General features: G+C 48.0%; 20 protein-coding genes. 17 read left to right on the top strand and 3 right to left on the bottom strand.

Translation table 11 applies throughout. The features are described 5' to 3' along the window. The first annotated feature begins 3 nt into the window (after positions 1–3). The 10 genes from AOA56_RS11210 (at position 4) to AOA56_RS11165 (ending at position 7642) form a co-directional block, all read left to right on the top strand. Positions 4–978: an MOSC domain-containing protein gene (locus AOA56_RS11210; RefSeq protein WP_024733415.1), complete on the top strand. Its 975-nt coding sequence runs from the start codon at positions 4–6 to the stop codon at positions 976–978. A gap of 24 nt (positions 979–1002) precedes the next feature. Then, a complete protein-coding gene (gene modA / locus AOA56_RS11205) occupies positions 1003–1857 on the top strand; it encodes a molybdate ABC transporter substrate-binding protein (RefSeq protein ID WP_053769669.1) in 855 nt (284 codons plus the stop codon). 13 nt (positions 1858–1870) lie between these two features. Next, positions 1871–2542, top strand: coding sequence for a molybdate ABC transporter permease subunit (modB, locus tag AOA56_RS11200; protein WP_053769668.1), 672 nt, complete (start codon positions 1871–1873; stop codon positions 2540–2542). A gap of 37 nt (positions 2543–2579) precedes the next feature. Beyond that, positions 2580–2924 carry a winged helix-turn-helix domain-containing protein gene (locus AOA56_RS11195; RefSeq protein ID WP_024733412.1) on the top strand — a complete coding sequence of 115 codons (345 nt, stop codon included), beginning with the start codon at positions 2580–2582 and terminating at the stop codon, positions 2922–2924. 164 nt (positions 2925–3088) lie between these two features. Continuing rightward, positions 3089–4105, top strand: a complete 1017-nt coding sequence (locus AOA56_RS11190) for an alpha-hydroxy-acid oxidizing protein (protein ID WP_024733411.1) — start codon at positions 3089–3091, stop codon at positions 4103–4105. Positions 4106–4120: 15 nt separating this feature from the next. Further along, a complete protein-coding gene (locus tag AOA56_RS11185; protein WP_024733410.1) occupies positions 4121–4471 on the top strand; it encodes an arsenate reductase family protein in 351 nt (116 codons plus the stop codon). A 15-nt stretch (positions 4472–4486) separates the two neighbouring features. Then, positions 4487–4990: a transcription elongation factor GreA gene (greA, locus tag AOA56_RS11180; RefSeq protein ID WP_024733409.1), complete on the top strand. Its 504-nt coding sequence runs from the start codon at positions 4487–4489 to the stop codon at positions 4988–4990. Positions 4991–5071: 81 nt separating this feature from the next. Next, positions 5072–5500, top strand: coding sequence for a hypothetical protein (locus AOA56_RS11175; RefSeq protein WP_024733408.1), 429 nt, complete (start codon positions 5072–5074; stop codon positions 5498–5500). 237 nt (positions 5501–5737) lie between these two features. Next, positions 5738–6451, top strand: coding sequence for an IMP cyclohydrolase (locus AOA56_RS11170; RefSeq protein ID WP_024733407.1), 714 nt, complete (start codon positions 5738–5740; stop codon positions 6449–6451). Between the two features lie 12 nt (positions 6452–6463). After that, positions 6464–7642 (top strand): phosphoribosylaminoimidazolecarboxamide formyltransferase, encoded by a 1179-nt coding sequence (locus tag AOA56_RS11165; protein ID WP_024733406.1) that lies wholly within the window; start codon positions 6464–6466, stop codon positions 7640–7642. Positions 7643–7705: 63 nt separating this feature from the next. Here AOA56_RS11165 and AOA56_RS11160 read toward each other — a convergent pair whose 3' ends face one another. After that, complete coding sequence (locus tag AOA56_RS11160) at positions 7706–8173, bottom strand: HAD family hydrolase (RefSeq protein ID WP_024733405.1); 468 nt, start codon at positions 8171–8173, stop codon at positions 7706–7708. Positions 8174–8637: 464 nt separating this feature from the next. On the opposite strand from AOA56_RS11160, the gene AOA56_RS11155 reads away from it, so the two are divergent. The 7 genes from AOA56_RS11155 to AOA56_RS11125 all read left to right on the top strand — a co-directional run bounded on the left by AOA56_RS11155 (position 8638) and on the right by AOA56_RS11125 (position 17796). Then, positions 8638–10560 (top strand): ABC transporter substrate-binding protein, encoded by a 1923-nt coding sequence (locus AOA56_RS11155; protein ID WP_053769667.1) that lies wholly within the window; start codon positions 8638–8640, stop codon positions 10558–10560. Positions 10561–10639: 79 nt separating this feature from the next. Then, positions 10640–11623, top strand: a complete 984-nt coding sequence (locus AOA56_RS11150) for an ABC transporter permease (RefSeq protein ID WP_024733403.1) — start codon at positions 10640–10642, stop codon at positions 11621–11623. Between the two features lie 12 nt (positions 11624–11635). Then, complete coding sequence (locus AOA56_RS11145) at positions 11636–13393, top strand: ABC transporter permease subunit (protein ID WP_024733402.1); 1758 nt, start codon at positions 11636–11638, stop codon at positions 13391–13393. A gap of 8 nt (positions 13394–13401) precedes the next feature. Next, a complete protein-coding gene (locus AOA56_RS11140; RefSeq protein ID WP_024733401.1) occupies positions 13402–14400 on the top strand; it encodes an ABC transporter ATP-binding protein in 999 nt (332 codons plus the stop codon). After that, positions 14387–15859, top strand: a complete 1473-nt coding sequence (locus tag AOA56_RS11135; protein WP_053769666.1) for an oligopeptide/dipeptide ABC transporter ATP-binding protein — start codon at positions 14387–14389, stop codon at positions 15857–15859. The genes AOA56_RS11140 and AOA56_RS11135 overlap by 14 nt, the downstream gene beginning before the upstream one ends. A 24-nt stretch (positions 15860–15883) precedes the next feature. Beyond that, on the top strand, positions 15884–16093 hold the full coding sequence (locus AOA56_RS11130; RefSeq protein ID WP_024733399.1) for a hypothetical protein: 210 nt from the start codon (positions 15884–15886) through the stop codon (positions 16091–16093). Positions 16094–16107: 14 nt separating this feature from the next. Beyond that, positions 16108–17796 carry a M3 family oligoendopeptidase gene (locus tag AOA56_RS11125; protein WP_053769665.1) on the top strand — a complete coding sequence of 563 codons (1689 nt, stop codon included), beginning with the start codon at positions 16108–16110 and terminating at the stop codon, positions 17794–17796. Between the two features lie 111 nt (positions 17797–17907). On the opposite strand, the gene AOA56_RS11120 is transcribed toward AOA56_RS11125, so the two are convergent. Next, entirely contained in the window at positions 17908–18330 is a 423-nt protein-coding gene (locus AOA56_RS11120; protein WP_024733397.1) for a flavodoxin, read from the bottom strand. 53 nt (positions 18331–18383) lie between these two features. Beyond that, a complete protein-coding gene (locus AOA56_RS11115; protein ID WP_024733396.1) occupies positions 18384–18944 on the bottom strand; it encodes a DUF3793 family protein in 561 nt (186 codons plus the stop codon). Positions 18945–19169: the final 225 nt, after the last annotated feature.

Here is a 19169-nt window from a genome sequence, read left to right as displayed (position 1 = left end):
GAGATGGGAGAAAAGGGAAAAGAAACGATAGAAAAGACGATACGATCTGGGCGGGTGCGGGCAATCTGCACCAGTGAAAGACGGGGAACCGAAAAGCACGCCGTATCGGAAGCCAGATTTGAGAAAGGTTACGGGATCCGGGGAGACGCTCACGCCGGGAACTGGCACCGCCAGGTGAGCCTCCTGTCCTATGACAAGGTTAAAGAATTCAACGAAAGAGGCGCCAAGGTGGTGGACGGCGCTTTCGGAGAAAATCTCGTAGTGGAAGATCTGGATTTTCGAAGCTTCCCGGTAGGGACGATTCTGGAATGTGAGGATGTGGTGCTGAAAATGACGCAGATTGGGAAAGAGTGCCACACTCACTGCCAGATTTATCAGCGGATGGGAGAGTGCATTATGCCGGTTCAGGGCGTCTTCGCCGAGGTACTGGTTTCCGGTACCATCCATGTGGGAAGCGTGATGACGGCCCGGTTTCCGGATGGCACGGAGCCATTTACAGCGGCGGTGATTACCATGAGTGACAAGGGAAGCAAGGGCGAGAGAGCTGACGAGAGCGGTCCGGCTATGAAAGCAAGATTAAAGGCCGCAGGATTTGACGTGGTGGAGGCTCTCTTGCTTCCGGATGAAAAGGGGCTTCTGAAACGGGAGCTTGTAAGGCTTTCGGATCAGCGTCAGGTAGATCTCATTTTGACAAGCGGAGGCACGGGATTTTCCGTCCGGGATACAACACCGGAGGCGACATTGGAAGTGATGACACGGAATGTGCCGGGAATTGCGGAGGCAATCCGGGCAGAGTCCATGAAGTATACAAAAAGAGCGATGTTATCCAGGGGCGTTTCCGTGCTCCGGAACAAAACACTGATCATCAATCTGCCGGGAAGCCCGAAAGCGGTCCGGGAGAGTATGGAGATTGTATTGGAGAGTGTACAGCACGGACTTGGGATCTTACGAGGTTCGGAGTCAGAGTGCACAAGATAAAAGTAGGAGAGGCGAGCGTGACATATGAAAAAAAGAATGATGGTGCTGCTGCTTGCGGCAGCGATGGGAATGGCAATGGCAGGATGCCAGTACGGAGGAGACGCAGACGCCAAGTCAGAGCAGGAAGAGACAAAGAAAGAGGGGACAAAAAGGTCAGAGGAGAAGTCCGGTCTGTCTGGGACCGTGACCCTTGCGGCGGCAGCTTCCCTAGAGTATGCATTTGAGGAGGAGCTGATTCCGGCGTTTGAGGAACTGAATCCGGAAGTGACGATCGAAGGAGTGTATGATTCCTCAGGTAAGTTACAGCAGCAGATTGAGTCCGGCCTTGCGGCAGATCTCTTCTTTTCAGCGGCTCCGACCCAGATGAATGCGCTCGATGAAGAAGGAATGATCGACAGTGACAGTATTGTCAGTCTCCTGGAAAATAAAATCGTGTTGATTATACCGACGTCTTTGGATGCATCCTTTGCCTCCTTTGAGGATATCACGGATGCGAACACGGTAGCAATCGGTGATCCCAAAAGCGTGCCGGTAGGACAGTATTCCCAGGAATCCTTGACGAACCTCGGACTGTGGGATGCGGTTTCCGCTAAGGCAAGTTTTGGAACCAATGTAACGGAAGTCTTAAACTGGGTAGCGGAATCCTCCGCGGACTGTGGAATCGTCTACGCAACGGACGCCGCAACGACTGACAGGGTAAAAGTAGTGGCGGAAGCTCCGGCAGATTCCCTGAAATCTCCGGTACTTTATCCGGTAGCGATGACAAAGGAAGCTCCGAATCAGGAGGCGGCCGAAGCATTTTATGAGTTTATTTTATCCGACGATGCGATGACCATATTTGAATCTTATGGATTCACGGATTATCGCAGCGCCGAGTAGCGGAGGGATGGAGATGGATTTTTCTCCGGTCTGGATTTCATTAAAGACAACAGTATGTTCCTCGGCCATTACCTTTGTACTTGGGATCGTGGCGGCCTGGGCGGTCATGTTCATCAAAAGCAAGAAATGGAAAGCGGCCGTGGATGGATTTCTGACGATTCCCCTGGTGCTTCCTCCGACGGTGGCGGGCTTTTTCCTGCTCTGGCTGTTTGGGGCAAGACGGCCTATTGGAAGCTTTGTGGAGGAGGCCTTTGGTTTCCGGATTGCTTTTTCCTGGGTCGCTACTGTGCTTGCGGCAGTGGTCGTATCGTTTCCTCTCATGTACCGTTCTGCGAAAGCAGGATTTGAGCAGATCGACCAGAACATGATTGAGGAGGCGAAGATGCTTGGCCTTGGGAAGTGGGGGATTCTCTGGAAGATCCTCTGCCCGTGTACGTTTCCGTCGATTCTCTCCGGTATGATCCTGTCTACCACAAGAGGACTTGGAGAGTACGGGGCGACGGCCATGCTTGCCGGAAATATTCCCGGCAAGACGAGGACACTCCCACTTGCGGTCTACTCGGAGGTGGCCGGAGGCAATATGGACCGGGCCGCAGTGTACGTGGCTGTGATCCTTGTCATTGCTTTCCTGTCTGTGTGGGTGATGAATATGATGGCCAAGACAGAGCAGAACATCAAAATATAAATGCAGGATACAGAAGTTGCAGAAAAGGAGTACGAAGATGGAAGGGACGATCCGGCCGTCCATACGGCTGACATTGGAAAAAGAAGAACGGTTTTTCGGTCCGGGAGTAGCCGACCTTCTGGAGCTGGTGGAGGAAAAAGGTTCTATCCAAGGAGCGTGCAGCGAGATGGGAATGTCTTATTCCAAGAGCTGGAAGATCATTAAGAGGGCTGAACGGGAGCTTGGATATCCACTTTTAAGCTCCCACAATGGCGGTACCGCAGGAGGAAAGAGTGAACTGACGGAAAAAGGAAAGTGGTTCTTGCAACAATACCGAGAGATGGAAGAAGCCCTCAGGAGAAAGATGGAAGATGTATTCAGGGAGTATTTTCCGGCAGAATAGGGATATGGAGGGAGATAGATCAAAAAACTGAAAATCATTGATCCTTGTTTGGGGACGTGGCAGGAGATCAGACACGTCCCTCGATGTGTTTTTCGCGTACTTGCGGGTTTGGGGGAAGTTTGCTACAATAAAGAAAGTGAGAAAAAGAAACGGAGGAGATACATATGACATATGACGAGATATTAAAAGAAGCACGTACCTGTATCGGACAGTATTGTAAGGCATGTCCGGTCTGCAACGGCAAGGCATGTAAGAACCAGATTCCGGGACCGGGGGCCAAGGGAGTGGGCGACACTGCTATACGCAATTATGATAAGTGGCAGGAGATCCGTGTCAATATGGACACCATCTGCGCCGGAGGAAACGTCGATACTTCTCTGGAATTGTTTGGAAAGACATTCCGGTTCCCGTTCTTTGCCGGTCCGGTAGGAGCGGTCAATCTGCACTATGGGGACAAGTATAACGATCAGTCCTACAATGACGTACTTGTATCTGCCTGTGCTGATGCGGGCATTGCGGCGCTGACAGGAGACGGCGTGGATGCCAATGTGATGAAGTTTGCCTGTGAAGCCATCAAAAAGGCGGATGGTATGGGAATTCCGACGATCAAGCCGTGGAATCTCGATACGATCCGGGAGAAGATGGAGCTTGTGAAAGAGGCAGGAGCCTTTGCGGCAGCTATGGACGTGGATGCGGCCGGACTTCCGTTTTTGAAGAATATGACCCCTCCGGCAGGAAGCAAGTCTGTGGAGGAGCTGCATGAGATCGTCACAATGAACGATGTACCGTTTATTGTCAAAGGTGTGATGACAGTCAAAGGAGCTTTAAAGGCAGTGGAGGCAGGGGCAGACGCTATCGTCGTATCTAACCACGGCGGCCGTGTTCTGGATCAGTGTCCGGCGACAGTGGAAGTGCTGCCGGAGATCGTAGATGCGGTGAAAGGAAAGATGAAGATCTTTGTGGACGGCGGAATCCGTTCCGGCACGGACGTCTTCAAGGCATTGGCTCTTGGAGCAGACGGCGTATTGATTTGCCGCCCGTTTGTGACAGCCGTATTCGGAGGAGGAACAGAAGGAGTCCGCACTTATATTGAGAAGATCGGCGCCGAGCTTGCCGACACGATGGAGATGTGCGGAGCCAGATCATTAGGCGAGATCACAAGAGACATGGTACGTATGTAATCAGGAGGAGAGAAGATGCTGTTTATCGAATATCCGAAATGCAGTACCTGCCAGAGAGCAGGCAAATGGCTGGAGGAACACAGGGCAGTTTTTGAAAGACGCCATATCGTGGAGAAGAATCCGACAAAAGAGGAATTAAAGCAGTGGCACCAGATGAGCGGACTTCCGCTGAAACGCTTTTTCAACACAAGCGGTATGAAGTACAAAGAACTGAAGCTCAAGGACCGTCTGCCGCAGTTGAGCGAGGAGGAGCAGTATGAGCTTCTGGCAACAGACGGGATGCTTGTGAAGCGCCCGCTTCTCATAGGGGAAGATTTTGCGATTCCCGGCTTTAAGGAAAAAGAGTGGGAAGAAAAAATCAAGTAAAGGAAGCAAAAGGACATGCGGGAACAGTTGACAGAGCATGATGTAAAGAAGATCGAAGAGGAGATCGAGTATCGGAAACGGGTGGTCCGCAAAGAGGCCATCGAGGCGGTCAAGGAGGCGAGAGCCCACGGAGACTTAAGTGAGAATTTCGAATATCATGCAGCAAAGAAAGACAAAAATCGCAATGAAAGCAGAATCCGTTATCTGGAGAGGATGTTAAAGACGGCGAAGATCGTGAAAGACACGTCAGCGGCGGATGAGGCAGGGCTTAATAATCTGGTGGAGGTTTACTTTCCGGAGGACGACGAGACAGACACGTTTAAGCTGGTGACTTCCATCCGTGGAAATTCCCTGGATGGTAAGATCAGCATTGAGTCGCCCCTTGGGAAGGCCATTTTGAAAAAGCATGTGGGCGACCGTGTCAAGGTCCATGTGAACGACGATTACAGCTACGAAGTGGAGATCCGCTCAATCCAGAAGACGACAGACGATACGGATGACAAGATCAGAAGCTATTAGACCAGAAACGATAAAACGTGGTATTTCTGTATAAAACAAAAAAAAGCGCAGATACTAGAAAGAAAAAAAGGAGTGCGCTACATGAGTGGAAATACAGAACTGTTAAATTTTGTCTATCAGAATTCCCAGATGGGAATGGAATCGTTGAGTCAGCTTTTGGAGATTGCGGAGGATGAAGAATTCAGATCGTGTATGGAAAAGCAGCTTGATAAATACCGGGAGTTTCATAATGAGGCGAAACGGCTTTTGCAGGAACGGGGACACAATGAAAAGTCCCTTGGGATGTTTGATAAGCTGAAAACATATCTGATGATCAACATGCAGACTATGAGCGACAAATCCACATCCCATCTGGCGCAGATGCTGATCGAGGGCAGCAGTATGGGCGTGACGAACGCCTTGCAGGACCTCAGAAAATATGAGGATGCCGACACGGAAATCTTGCGGCTGATGCGGAAACTGTACAAATTTGAAGAGAAAAATGTGGAAACTTACAAGGCTTTTTTATAGTAACTATTTAGACCGCATGGATGAATCGTTACTTTTAATAAAATATGTAGAAAAAACACTCTGCTTCCGGGATAGCAGGGTGTTTTTTTGCCCGAAAAGGGTGGTTGATAAGGGCAGGCGTATAATGTTCATTAGAAATACTTACATATAGAAAGGCGATTCCACTGGAATCAGGGAGGCGGTTTGCGTTATAATGAAAAAAGAACGATGAAAAACAAACGGCAAAGGAGAAAATTCATGGAAATGTTATCAATCGAGCAGGAACTGAAAGGCAATGCTTACCCGGGACGTGGGATTATCATTGGAAAGACACCGGACGGCACGAAGGCTGTGACAGCTTATTTCATTATGGGACGCAGCGAGAACAGCCGCAACCGGATCTTTGTAGAGGAAGGACAGGGAATCCGCACACAGGCGTTTGACGAGTCTAAGCTGACAGATCCGAGCCTGATTATCTACGCTCCGGTGAGAGTCCTTGGCAACAAGACCATCGTGACAAACGGAGACCAGACGGACACAATCTACGAGGGAATGGACAGACAGCTCACCTTTGAGCAGTCATTAAGGAGCAGAGAGTTTGAACCGGACGCACCGAACTACACACCTCGTATTTCCGGTATTTTGCATATCGAAAATGGGAATTACAACTACGCAATGTCCATCTTAAAGAGTGACAATGGCTGTCCGGATAGCTGCCAGCGCTTTACATTTGCCTATAACAATCCGGCGGCAGGGGAAGGACATTTTATCCATACATACAAGTGCGATGGCACCCCGCTCCCAAGTTTTGAAGGTGAGCCGAAGCGAATTGCGGTGACAGACGACATCGATGGTTTCACAAACCTTCTCTGGGAAAGCCTCAACGAGGACAATAAAGTATCTCTTTTTGTACGTTATATTGATATTGCGGCAGGAACATATGAGACAAGAATTGTAAATAAAAACAAATAGGAGCGGATCAGAATGAAAGAATTAGAATTAAAATACGGATGTAACCCGAATCAGAAACCAGCCAGAATCTTTATGAAAGAAGACAAAGAGCTTCCGATCAAGGTGCTTAGCGGCCGGCCGGGATATATTAATTTCCTGGATGCCTTTAACGGCTGGCAGCTCGTCAAAGAATTAAAGGAGGCCACCGGACTTCCGGCGGCAACATCTTTTAAGCATGTATCCCCTGCAGGCGCGGCGGTAGGACTTCCACTTTCCGATACGTTAAAGAAAATTTACTGGGTGGATGATTTAGGAGATCTCTCTCCGCTTGCCTGTGCATACGCAAGAGCAAGAGGAGCAGACAGGATGTCTTCTTTTGGTGACTTTATCTCCCTTTCCGATGTATGCGATGTAGCAACAGCGAAGATTATCAAGAGGGAAGTATCAGACGGCGTCATCGCTCCAGGCTATGAGCCGGAAGCGCTGGAAATTCTGAAGCAGAAGAAGAAAGGCAACTATAATATCATTGAGATTGACCCGGCCTATGTACCGGCTCCGCTAGAACATAAAGATGTATTCGGCATTACCTTTGAGCAGGGAAGAAACGAGCTGAAGATCGATGAGAACTTCTTTTCCAATGTCGTGACTAAGAATAAGGAGCTTACCGGGCAGGCGAAGATCGATATGGCGATTTCCATGATTACACTGAAATATACCCAGTCCAATTCCGTATGTTATGTCAAAGATGGACAGGCAATCGGGATTGGAGCAGGACAGCAGTCCCGAATTCACTGTACGAGACTTGCCGGGACGAAGGCGGATAACTGGTTTTTACGCCAGTCCCCAAAGGTGCTGGGACTTCAATTTGTGGACGGCATCGGACGTGCGGACCGCGACAACGCGATCGATCTCTATATCGGGGACGAATACATGGATGTATTGGCGGACGGCGCTTGGGAAAAGATATTCAAGGTGAAACCGGATGTCTTTACAGCAGAGGAGAAGAGAGCATGGCTGGATCAGATGACAGACGTGACGCTGGGAAGCGACGCATTCTTCCCGTTCGGGGACAATATTGAGCGTGCACATAAGAGCGGTGTGAAGTATATTGCACAGCCGGGTGGATCTGTGCGGGATGACAATGTTATTGAGACATGTAATAAATATGATATGGTAATGTCCTTTACCGGACTTCGCCTGTTCCACCACTAAGAATCAGCTAAATACAGAAAAGAAAACGGGGATAGGACTTTTGGTCCTATCCCCGAGGTTGTCTTATCCACGTAGTCCTGCGATGATCCGTTCCGGATGAAGAAAGAGCTCCAGCGCTTCCTCGGAGGAGTGCACACACAGATCGCAGTAAGGCAGGAGGGGCGGATACATACCCTCCCGGTCTATGACCGCGATGGAAAGAGCGGCTTCTTTCAGCATGAAAAGGTCATTGCGTCCGTTCCCGATACAGGCACAGCAGGACGCTCCGGTTTCTTGGAGTTTCTGAAGCTTACAGGAAGCAGCATCAGACGTTGGGAAGGTGTCCAGAAGAAGGGGGATGCCCTGGCATTCTGCGGCAGCGGTTCCATGGGTGTCGGCGGTCAGGACGTGGATGGTCAAGGATTCAGAGAGTTGGATAAGAAGTTCCCTTACATGATTTCGGATCCTGCCGTCTTCAGCAATGGTGCCATTATAGTCCAAAAGTAGATGGTCGATGGTAAGGGTCTGATAACCTGGTATTTCAATTTGCATTTCTAAACCTCCTTAGGTCCCTGACTGGGTCAAGTCTCTTTCTATTATACAATAAAACCAATACGATAGATATGAAAAGAAGCGGCAGTGTTCGGTGAAAGTCACGCTATCAGACTCTTTTTGTCATACCTGGATTTGGGATTTTCTGGCCAACACTATAAATACTGTCAAAAATTTCATAAAGAATAAGTCAAAATATACAAAAAATATAAAAAATAAAAGTTTTTTATAATAAAACTTGACAAAATATTACGGGGGGGGGGTAAAATAGAAGCGTCAGAAAAGATATAGAAATAGAAAGAGAGAAAACCATAGTCATGTAGGGTCGTTTATCATCAATCAGGTCATATCATAAGGAAGATCAGACTGACTTTTTTTGTGCCGTCTGTTATGCGGAGGGTGAGACGGAGTGAGAGAACTTTTCGCTCTTTTTGTTTCGGAACAGGAGAAAGGAGAAACGAACTATGAGAAAGAAAGTAATGTCCTGTCTGCTTGCAGGGATTATGACCGTATCGCTTGCGGCTTGCAGCGGCGGTGGGGTCAGCAGCAATGACGCTTCCAAAGACAGCGGAAAAAGCAGCGCTGATACCGAAGTTGGCGTAGAGCAGACAGCAAAGCCCCAGGCGCCTCCGGAAGACGCGCCGGTTGGAGGAAAGTTTGTCGTTCAGATCACACCGGGTACCCTCTCACCGGATATGATGGATGGATGGTCTGCAAACGCTACTAACACCGGATTTATCAGGTTGATGAATGGTTACTATCTGACGGATACGACCAGAGACAGGACCATTGACTGGGATCCGGTTGTAGTCAAGTCCCATGAAGAAACGGAAAATGAGGACGGGTCCACAACATTTACTGTGGAGATTAATGATAACCTGAAATGGAACGACGGATCCGGTATTACGGCAAAGGATTATCTTTTCGGCATCATGTACCGTTCTTCCCAGGAATTTGCGGAGTGTGAAGGCGATGCGACTACAGGAAGTGTATTGGTCGGATACAATGAGTTCCGTAATGGCGAGAAGAAAGAGTTCACCGGCCTGAGACTGCTTGGAGACTACAAGTTCTCTATGACAGTTGATGCTGAAAACCTGCCAAACTACTATGTACTTGGCGACATCGGATTTTCACCGGAACCGATGGCAGCTATTGCTCCTGGAACAGATGTCCTGGACGATGGAAACGGATGCTACTTTAATGATCAGTATACAGCAGAAGTCTTAAGAGAGACGCTTCTGGATCCGAACACAGGATTCCGTTATAAGAGACCGGTTGTCTGCGGACCTTATCAGTTAAAGAATGTGGATATTGGATCCGAGACGGTGGAACTTGAGATCAACAAAGAGTATCTGGGTAGATATGATGGAACCAAACCTCATGTTGAGACGATCATTTCGAAACCGATCGCTACCGAAACATGGAGAGATGAGTTTGAAAAAGGAACGGTAGATTACTTCTATTCTTCCAAGGGTGAGACCATCGACTCCACTTTGACAAAAGTAGAAGACGGAGAGATCAAAGCCAACTACGGTATTGTACCGCAGGACAGTGTAAACGAGTTCCGTTTCGCATGTGATTTCGGAGCAAGCCAGTTCCCGGAAGTACGCCGTGCTTTTGCTTACATTATTGACCGTGATGAAGTGAACAAGCAGATTTCCGGCGGATACGCAAGCGTTGTAGACTGCCTTGCTACAGAAGCGATGGAAGACTACCAGGAGACAAAGGACGAGCTGGAAGGGGAACTGACACATTATACATACGACATCGATAAGGCAAAACAGGAACTCATTGATGGCGGCTGGACACTCAATGAAAAGGGTGAAGAATTTAAAGAAGGTACTGATAAAGTACGTTACAAAGAAGTGGACGGGAAACTGATGCCTCTGGAACTGAAATGGGCTTATTCTGAAGATGACCTGACAGATCTTTGCAACACGATCATTCCGCCGGAAGCTGAGAAGATCGGTATGAAATTTGAGGGAACAAAGATGGACTTCGCACAGATGATCAATCATCTGAACAGAGAAGGCGTTGACGCCACATACAACGTATTTTCCTGCGGCGTTGTTTTGCCGGAGTTCAGCTCCTGGTGGTATTTCTTCGACGACGCACCGGAGAGAATGGGACTTTGGAACTACTACCGTATCAGCGATCCGGAACTGAAGAGCATCACAGCTTCCATGCAGAAAGTAGAACCGGGCGACACAGAAAAATACCGTGAGCTTTTTGTAGAATTTGAAAAAGAAATCAACAAGAAGATGCCGGGGGTGGTTCTTTCCACGGGTACCCAGTACTGGTTTTACAATCCGAAGTTAAAGAATTTCGTTCCACGTTCCTACGACAACTGGTGGTTCTTCATTCTGGATGCATATATCGAAGAGTAAGTATCGGAATGTAATACAAGCAAAAAGGAGACAGGCTTCTTCTGTCTCCTTTTTGTAGAAAAAGTGGGGTTAATTAGGTATGGTAAAATACATTTTAAAAAGACTTGCCTACATGGTGATTGTCTTCCTGATTTTGTCCGTCTTACTGTTCTGCCTGTTTAAGATGGTTCCGGGTGATCCGGCACGTATGATGGTAGAAGGACAGAAAATGAGTGTATCACCTGAGAAATATGAGATGCTCTACCAGGAGGCGAGAGCCCGTCTGGGACTTGATAAGCCTCTGGTGATCCAGTATTTTAGCTGGTTTGGCAACATGCTCAGAGGCGACTTTGGCTACTCCTCGGTGTACCGGATTCCGGTACTGGATTTGGTAGGGCCGCCAATGCGTAATACCGTCTGCCTGAACCTGGTATATTATGTGATCCTTTTCCTCATCACGATTCCGCTTGGAATTAAGGCGGCCGTGAAGCAGAACTCACCGTTTGACACAACTGTTCAGGTGACAACGATTATCGGAATCAGTATCCCGTCCTTTATCACGGCCCTGATATTCATCTTCCTTTTCGCCATTACTCTCCCGATCTTTCCGATCAGTGGTATGGTGACGACCGGAGCCGGGTACACAGGACTGAGGGCGGTTATCGATTATCTTTATCATCTGTGCCTGCCGGTGATCGTTATGGTCTTTGCGGGACTTGGAGGTCTGACAAGATATGTGCGGGGTGCTCTTCTGGATGCGCTCTCTATGGACTATGTGCGTACGGCAAGAGCTAAGGGACTTAGAGAGAAGACGGTAATCTACAAACATGCCTTTCGGAATGCGCTGATCCCGATCACCGGATATGTGGTTGGATCCATCGTGGCGATTTTCGGCGGTTCCATTATTATTGAAACACTGTTCTCCTGGAAAGGAGTAGGAAAGCTTTTGATTGATTCTTTGAACCAACAGGATTACACGGTTGCGCTGGCTATGCAGATGTTCTATATTCTTCTGGCGCTGGCGGCAAATCTGATTACCGATCTGTGTTACTGCCTCGTAGATCCGAGAATCAAATTAGAGTAATGGAGGAAAAACATGTTAAGAAAAGGCAAAAAAGACACAAAACCAAAGTCCATTCTTGAAGAAGAACAGATGCAAAGTCCTTTCCGGACAATTATCCAGCATCTTTGTGAAAATAAAGTTGCCATGGGATCCGCCATTATCTTCATTGTAATCTTTCTGATGTGCTTTATTCTGCCAATCTGGATGAAGCAGGACCTGAACTTCCAGGATCCGACGCAGAAGAATATCGCACCGGGATTTTCTTTCCTGAGTGTTCCGAAGGAACTGAAACATAACGCAAAGGAGATTGAAGCGGGTCCGACATTCGGCATTGGGATTGACAACGATGGGGTTGTGTACGAGTGGGGAACTCTTACAGACCGATTGAAACAAATTCCTGCTGACATGGGAAAAGTAGTAGATATTGCGGTCGGACAGGACCATGTACTGGCCATGAACGAAGAAGGGGAACTCTTTACATGGGGTTACAACCGGATGAACCTGAACCGGATTCCTTCCGAAGTCCAGGGTAAGAAAGTGAAATCCATCGCGGCAGGATATCAGGTGTCCATCGTCGTACTGGAGGATGGAAGCCTTGTGACCTGGGGGAATGAAAATGCGGTAGATATCGTGGCGTCCAAGGCAAAAGATGAGAAAGTCAAGCTGGTACGAACAAACATCTCTACCGGACTTGCATTGACAGAAGATGGAAGACTGATCCCTCTTGCAAAGAGAGAGACAGCGTTTGACGCGGTACCAGACGAAATTCAGGGAAGAATACAGGATTTTGCTATGACAGATAAGACTGTGTTTGCTCTTCTGGATGATGGTACATTGGCATCCTGGGGCGGCAATGATTACAATATCCAGAAGATTCCGGAAGGTGCGGACGGCCACGTAGTGAGTATTTCCGCAGGAAGAAATCATGTGACGGCTCTTCTGGACGACGGAACAGTGGCATCCTGGGGCGGAAACAATAATAAGCAGTGCAAGGTTCCTTCCGGAGTGAAAAATATCCAGAGTGTATCCAGCAGATACTATCAGAACTATGCCATTGACGAAGACGGAAATGTGACAACGTGGGGACTGAAAGGGTACCTCTTTGGTACAGATAACATGGGAAGAAGCGTTGCTCTTCGTATGCTCAAGGGAGGGCAGATGACGATGACTGTCGGCTTTGTTTCCGTTATCATTTCCCTGATTATTGGTATCATTGTCGGAGGTATAGCCGGATATTATGCAGGCAAGGTAGATATTCTTCTTATGCGTGTGGCAGAAGTTGTAGGATCTCTGCCGTTCATTCCTCTGGCACTGATTTTATCGGCTCTCATAGGGAACAAGGTCTCGGAGGTCGGGCGAATTATTATGATTATGGTGATCCTCGGTATTTTAAGCTGGCCTGGTGTGGCTTACATGGTACGTGCCCAGGTACTTGCGGAACGCCAGAAGGAATTCGTCACTGCGGCGAAAGCGCTCGGCGTACGTGAGCGGAATATTATTTTCCGTCATATTGTGCCGAATGTTATGACAATTATCATTGTAAACGCGACCCTTTCTTTTGCAACCTGTATGCTCACAGAGTCCGGACTTTCTTTCCTGGGATTTGGAGTCAGCGAACCGATTCCGTCCTGGGGAAATATGCTGAATGACTGCCGATCCTCGGAAGTCATCTCCCAGTTCTGGTGGAGATGGATATTCCCGTCCATTGCACTTGCTCTGTGTACCATCAGTATCAACCTTTTTGGTGACGGCCTGCGTAAAGCAGTCGATCCAAAATCCAGTGAAAGGTAGGGTGTGTCATGGATTACTTATTAGAAATAGATGATCTACATACATATTTTAAAACGAAAAAAGGAACTGTAAAGGCGGTAAACGGCGTTTCCTACCGAGTGGAAGCCGGAAAGACACTCGGAATTGTCGGAGAATCCGGAAGTGGGAAGAGCGTGTCAGCTATGAGTATCTTAAAGCTTCTGGATGGCAACGGCTATATTGACAGCGGTGAAATCAAATTCAAGGGAAGAAATCTGGTAGAGTGTTCCCAGAATGATATGTACCAGATTCGTGGAAATGAAATCTCCGTCATCTTTCAGGAGCCGATGACGAGCTTAAACCCGGTGTACACCATTGAAAAGCAGCTTAACGAAGTATACCTGACTCATCAGAAGATCTCCAAGGAAGAGGCAAGTAAGAAATCACTGGAGATGCTGAACGCGGTGAAGATTCCGAATGCAAAGTCCATTATGAAGCAGTATCCTCACCAGCTTTCCGGAGGAATGAGGCAGAGGGTTATGATCGCCATGGCGCTTGCCTGTGAGCCAAGCCTTTTGATTGCGGATGAGCCGACGACGGCGCTGGATGTAACGATCCAGGCACAGATCCTGCATTTGATGAATGAGCTGAAACGGGAAAAAGGAACATCCATCCTTTTTATCACCCATGATCTGGGAGTTATCAACGAGATGGCAGACAGTGTGGCGGTCATGTACTGCGGACAGGTTGTGGAGATGTGCGACGCCCATACGATCTTTGCAAGGGATAATGAGTACTCCCATCCGTACACGGAAGGACTGATGACATCCATTCCGCGTTTGGATACGCCGGTGGGAACAAGGCTGGATGCGATTCCAGGTTCTGTTCCCCATCCTTTGGATCTTCCGAAGGGATGCAAGTTTGCGCCGCGCTGCAAATATGCGACGGCAAAATGTATGGAAGAAGAGCCAAAGCTGGAAGAGGTAGAGGGAAATCATTCTGTAAGATGCTTTTATCCGGAGAAGGAGGGGCGCCATGCAACAAAATAATCAAAGCAAAAAAGTACTGCTTAAAATTACCGATCTGAAACAGTGGTTTCCGATTAAGAAAACGAAACTGTTCCAGAAAGAACAGCTCTATGTGCGGGCTAACGACGGTATTACCCTTGATATCTATGAGGGGGAGACGGTGGGCCTGGTAGGAGAATCCGGATGCGGAAAATCGACATTTGGAAGGACACTGCTTCAGCTTTATCCACAGACGGAAGGAAAAACGATGTATTATGGCCGGACTCTTTGGGAGATGGCCCCGGACTATGTGGAACACACGGTGAAAAATATTGTCTCCAGAAAGAAAAAGATCCGGGAACTGGAGCAGAAGACCAGGGAGATGAGAGCAGAATACGAGAAGATGGCGGATGGAGCAGAGAAGTTCAAGAAGCAGGAAACCTGCGAGAAAGTACGCAAAGAGTGTAACCGGGAATTCCTGGATTTGATACAGATCATCGGTGGATTCTACGCGATTGAGTCTACTCAGGAAGCGGAGCACATGATCCTGAATCAATTCAAAATTGCAAAAGAGCTCCGGGAATTAAAAGAGGATCACGAGAAAAAGGGCAGGGAGAAAGAGATTGGGGAAAAGGAGAGACAACTAAGGGACGCCATGGAAAAAATGGATACGCTCAGAAAAGCATACAGCAAGGACGATGCGTTCCAGAAGTATGAAGAATACCGTGATGACGGCGTGGATCTGGCAAGACTCAAAGCTAACGAGATGCGCGTCCTCAGAAAAGACATGCAGATGATTTTCCAGGATCCGTATTCCTCGCTGAATCCACGTATGACGGTCGGACAGATCATTGGGGAAGGACTGCTGGCTCATGGATTCTTTGAGAAGAATGACGACAAGATGCAGGATTATGTCATGAAGATCATGGAAGAATGTGGTCTTGCGCCGTATATGATCCACCGTTATCCGCATCAGTTCTCAGGTGGTCAAAGACAGCGTATCGGGATCGCCCGGTCATTGGCGCTGAAACCGAAGTTCGTTGTGTGCGACGAGGCTGTATCCGCCCTGGACGTTTCCATCCAATCACAGATTGTCAACCTTTTAAAAGATCTGGGGGGAAAGGAAAATCTGGCATATCTGTTTATCTCTCACGGCCTGAGTGTGGTAAAATATATTAGTGACCGGATCGGTGTCATGTATCTTGGAAATATTGTGGAGCTTGCAACGTCCAAAGGAATGTTCGATCATCCGATGCATCCGTACACAGAAGCGCTGCTCTCCGCAATCCCGACCACAGACCCGGATCACAAGAAGGAAATCGTGCCGCTGGAAGGAGATATTCCAAGCCCGGTACATCCGCCGGAAGGATGTAAATTCCATACGAGATGCAAATACTGTCAGGAAATCTGCAAACATGTGACGCCGGAATTAAGAGAGCTTGAGGAAGGACATTATGTGGCATGTCATTTCCCACTGGAGAAAAAGCAGGAAGAAGTATAATCAGCAGGAAAGGAAACGAGTACAATGTTTGGATTTGGTAAGAACAGCAAAAGAGCGAAAAGGCGCAGGGAACAGGAGGAAAAGCTCAGACGCTTCAAAGAAGAGATCCAGGAAGTCCCGCTTGAGAGAAATGACTATCTGGCGATGGTTCTCGGTGCGTTCTGGGCGCTGTGGCCAGTACTTGCCATCGTCGCCGGTGTGGTACTGTGCGTTGTACTCTTCTTTTTCAGGTAAGGAAGGAGAGGAATATGAAGTTTAGTGAGTTTGTGTACAAAAGGACGGATGTGGACGAGGTGAGAAACCGGATCCGGGAGATCACCGAGGAGCTAAAACACGCGTCTTCACTGGAGGAGCAGATTCAGGCGGTATATAAGATGAACGAGGTGGAAAAGGAGATTTCCACAGCGGACTCCCTTGTCTACATCCGCTATACGATCAACACAAAAAACGAATTCTACGCAAAAGAACGGGAGTACAATGACCGGATCTCCCCGATGCTGGAAGAGGAATTCCAGAAGTACAATGAAGTGCTTTTGCAGTCGAGGTTCCGCAGGGAACTGGAGGAGAAATTCGGCAAGGTACTCTTTCTCAATCTGGAGCTTGCCATGAAAGGGTTTTCCCCGGAGATCACAGAACTTCTCCAGGAAGAGAGCCGGTTACAGACCCAGTATCAGACTCTGCTTGCCGGGGCGCAGATCGAATTTCAGGGAAAGACGTACAATCTTTCCCAGCTCGGACCATATATGCAGAGTACGAACCAGGAAGTAAGAAGAGCGGCCTATGAGGCGTCCGGCAAATTTTTCGATGACAATCAGAGAGAACTTGACGAGATCTTCGATAAGCTTGTCAAGAACCGTACCGAGCAGGCACACCGCCTTGGTATGAAGAGCTTTGTGGAGCTTGGCTATGTGCGCCGCCAGAGAAACTGTTACGCACCGGAAGCAATCGCCGGATTCCGGGAACAGGTGGTAAGAGATCTGGTGCCGGTCGTATGTGAAATTAAGAAGCACCAGGCAGAGTGTATCGGTGTGGAGAAACTGCATATCTATGATGATTCCTTCCGGTATCCGGACGGGAATGCGGTACCGCAGGGATCATACGAAGAAATCATGGAAGCCGGACGAAAGATGTATACGGAAATGTCCCCGGAGACAGCGGATTTCATTAAGATGATGTTTGACCGGGAGCTCTTTGATGTGGTGGCAAAGCCGGGAAAGGCGACAGGAGGATACTGTTGCGATATCCCAGGCTACGGATGTCCGTTTATATTCTCCAATTTCAACGGAACGGCAGGAGATGTGGACGTATTAACCCATGAAGCAGGACATGCATTCGCGGCGTATATGGCGGAGAAGAATATCGACCTGATTGCTACACATCTCCCGTCTATGGAAGCGGCAGAGACTCATTCCATGTCTATGGAGTTTTTCGCGACGCCGTGGTATGGGCTGTTTTTCAAACACCAGACGAAGAAGTATGAAGTGTCCCATCTTGAAGGAACACTGAATTTTATCCCATATGGTTGTCTGGTCGATCATTTCCAGCAGGTTGTATATGAGCACCCGGAAATGGCTCCGCATGAGAGAAATGAAGCATGGCTGAAGCTTGAGAAGATGTACCGTCCTTATCTGCACCTGGAAGGCATCCCATTCTATGAAAGAGGAGCAGGATGGCAGAGACAGAACCATATCTTCGCCACCCCATTCTATTATATTGACTACTGTCTCGCACAGACAGTGGCACTTCAGTTCTGGCTGGAACTCGAGAAAGACTGGAAGAAGGCGTGGGAGAAATACAAACACTTTGTAAAGCGGGGCGGCACAGATACCTTCCTCGGGCTGGTGGAAGGAGCGGGACTGACTTCCCCAATGGAAGACGGCTGTATTCGTCAGATTGCGGAATATGCCTCAGCATGGTTGAAAGAGAAGAAAGCTTAATTCACACAGAATGTACAGAAAAAGGAACCGGTGGTTTGCCGGTTCCTTCGTTCTGTTTAGGAAACATTTTGAGAGATACACATTAAATAAAAAACTTTTATATAAAAAATCTTATACAAGAGTTTTTCCAAGTTCTATGCAGGCGTTTTGGGCGTCTGCATCCGGATCTTCATTACAGATCACGGGATCAGAAGAGAGAATGGCTCCGTAGCCTTTACAGTCCTCTTCCCAAGTACGCATCCATTCACCGTCTCCCCATCCGTAGGAGCCGAAGAGGGCGATTTTTTTGCCGTTCAGTTTGGATGTACACTCCTGGAACATCGGTTCAAATTCCGATTCCTCAAGCTGCTCGGCACCCATGGACGGACATCCAAAAGCGACAGCGTCGTAGGAATCCATCATGGAACCGTTAAATTCAGAGGCAGTCAGTACCGTGGCCTCTCCGCCGGCAGAAATGATGCCCTCAGCGACTTTCTGCGCCATGGCTTCGGTATGCCCGGTACCGCTCCAGTATACTACAGCAATATGACTCATGTGCGTTTACCTCCTGTCATCAGTCAGTTTCTTAATACGTTTAAATGAATGTTCTATTCACAAGCAGCAACCGTGAGCTGCTGGATAGACCGTTGTCGGTAGTGAAACAGCCTTGTATAGACTTCACGACATTTGATGAATTTCTGAAACAGCTTCAGCGTCTCAGTTTCGTTTTCGTAGACTTTCCAGAATCCGCAGGCGCGGCAGTTCTTTCCGTTATTATCAATGAAACCTTTCACATCGCAGTACGGATATCCGAGGAAAAGTCCAATTTCATGTGGAAATCTGTCACAATTTGCAAGCCTTTTCTTTAATGTATCGATTGCCTTTTCGGCAGTAAATTCTCTGTAACCATAGTTCTTTAAAAAGCCTTTTACACACTCCCGCTGAAAATCGGCCTGGAGTCTGCCGGGACGGCAGACATAAATAAGCGCGTTTTGATTCGTTTCTTTGAGAATGAAAAGAGTAATTCCTTTCGGGTTTAAAGTCCGGTTCCGGTCAGTGACCAACTGCCGGACGTCGTCGCCCGGACCAACCGTATAGGAAAACAGGTTCGCTGTCTTTAAACCAGCCAGGACAGCGGAACAATGTTCGACTAATTTTTGATCAAACATATAAGGCCTCCTTTCAACGGAAGTTAGTAAAAGCTAACTAAGGAAGAAAAAAAGAAACGGATTAGGTATAACTACCCGTTTGTTTTAGTTAGTATTAACTAACTGATGACAGAATATCATGCTATAGAGAGTTTGTCAATACTTATTTTAAAATTTTTTTACTATTCAGCCATGCGTCCTGAAATCACGAATCCTTGTCGTAAGTCTTGAATCTGAGCTCTATAG

The organism is Sellimonas intestinalis, from assembly GCF_001280875.1.
GTDB classification, from domain to species: domain Bacteria; phylum Bacillota; class Clostridia; order Lachnospirales; family Lachnospiraceae; genus Sellimonas; species Sellimonas intestinalis.
This window is presented reverse-complemented; position numbering and strand designations above follow the sequence as displayed.